This is a genomic window from Streptomyces sp. HPF1205 (assembly GCF_020400825.1).
Taxonomy (GTDB): domain Bacteria; phylum Actinomycetota; class Actinomycetes; order Streptomycetales; family Streptomycetaceae; genus Actinacidiphila.
Genome location: NZ_JAINVH010000151.1, coordinates 1 through 505 on the forward strand (window position 1 = coordinate 1; position 505 = coordinate 505).

General features: G+C 70.9%; 1 protein-coding gene. It reads right to left on the minus strand.

Annotated features, from left to right (window positions below; translation table 11 throughout):
• Nucleotides 1–505, minus strand: a 505-nt coding sequence (locus tag K7G61_RS36055; protein WP_225851372.1) for an acyltransferase domain-containing protein, incomplete at both ends; no start/stop codon positions are given.

Sequence of the window (505 nt, forward strand, 5' to 3'; positions counted from 1 at the left end):
GTGGCCGGCCAATGCCTCCCGTACGGTGGCCTCGTCGGCCTGGACGGCCAGCATCGCGCCCCCCACGGGCAGCGCCTGCATCAACCGGCCCCGAGCCGCGACCAGCTTCACCGCGTCCGGCAGGTCCAAGACCCCCGCCACATGCGCGGCAGCCAGCTCACCGATCGAATGCCCGGCCAGAACATCGGCCCGCACCCCCCAGGACTCCACCAGCCGGAACAACGCCACCTCGAAGGCGAACAACGCCGGCTGCGTGTAAACCGTGGTGTGCAGGTCCGCCGGATCCTGGTCGAACATCACCTCCCGCAGCGGCCGGTCCAGCACCACGTCGAAGTACGCGCACACCTCGTCCAGGGCATCAGCGAACACCTCATACGCCCCATACAGTTCAGCCCCCATCCCCGGGCGCTGAGCACCCTGGCCGGAGAACAGCACCGCCACCCGCGCACCCTCACCCGCCGTCCCACTGACCAGCCCCGGCGCCTGCACCCCCGACGCCAGCGCA